The 1073-nt window shown below is 71.3% G+C and carries 1 pseudogene; it reads right to left on the reverse strand.

Annotation, left to right across the window (positions count from 1 at the left end):
* Nucleotides 1–50 precede the first annotated feature (50 nt).
* Nucleotides 51–1073, reverse strand: a pseudogene (locus BLW04_RS25610) (hypothetical protein); the annotation flags it as partial.

Genomic DNA, 1073 nt, shown 5'->3' on the forward strand with positions numbered 1-1073 from the left:
CTTCTCAGCCCGAGGCCGCGATCCTCACAAGATCATGTCCTTCTTCCCCCTCAAGTTCGAAGAGCCCGTTTGGTCGGGGTGAGGGCGTCGGAGCCGGCGATCAGGGCGGTGAGCTTGTCGACCATCAGCGCCCGGATCGCAGCGTTCCGGGTGACCTGCTCGGGGTTCAGGCAGACGATGAACCGCTCATCATCGCGGATTTTCACCTCTTTGACCTGCAGGTTCCCGGCGACGGTGGAGTAGCGGCCCGGCCGGGCCAGGGCCGCCATCGCGTCGGGGTTGGTGGTGCGGATCTTCTCCCCGAGGATGTAGCCGTGTCCGCCGGCGCGCAGATCGCGGCGGTTGGCCGCGGAGGTGAACCCGCGGTCACCGACCCACACGATGCGGGCCAGCGTCCACTCCTGCAGATCGGCCTTGGCCTGCCGGATCAGGGCGGAGTCCGCGGTGTTGCCCGGCCAGCACCACACCCGCACCGGAATCCCGGCGCGGGTCACCGCCATCCCGATCACGATCTGCGGCAGATCACCGCGGGAGTCCTTGGACTTCCCCCACGTCCGGAACCCCGCCGACCCACCACCACCGGCCTCCGCAGCCTCCGCAACCTCCGGGGCTGGGGCAGCCTCCGGGGCTGGGGCCGGGGTGTCAGCCGGGGCACCGGTCGGGGTGTCGGTCTCCACGGCAGTCGTTGACATGGCCGCCCCCGCCTGCGGCGGCGCCGGCGGGGCGGTGGCCGGCACGGGCATGCCGCGGGCGTCGCGGGCGACCGGGGTGTCGGCGTCGGCCTGGAAGTAGGTGGAGGTGGTGTCGAAGAACAGCAGGTCGACCTCCAGGTCCAGCAGCGAGGCGACCGACCAGAACACCTCGCGCTCCACCTGCGGCGCGGCCTCGATCAGCCAGTCCATCGCCCGGTAGCACTCATCCTCGCCGACCCCCACCAGACCACCGGCGCCGTCATCGCCGGCGAGGTCGTTGCCAGTGCCGTCATCGCGCCTGCCGTCATCGCGCCTGCCGTCATCGCGCGTGCCGTCATCGCGCGTGCCGTCATCGCGCGTGCCGTCATCGCGCGTGCCGTC

Origin of the sequence: Modestobacter sp. DSM 44400 (genome assembly GCF_900107175.1) — a bacterium.
Taxonomy (GTDB): Bacteria; Actinomycetota; Actinomycetes; order Mycobacteriales; family Geodermatophilaceae; genus Modestobacter.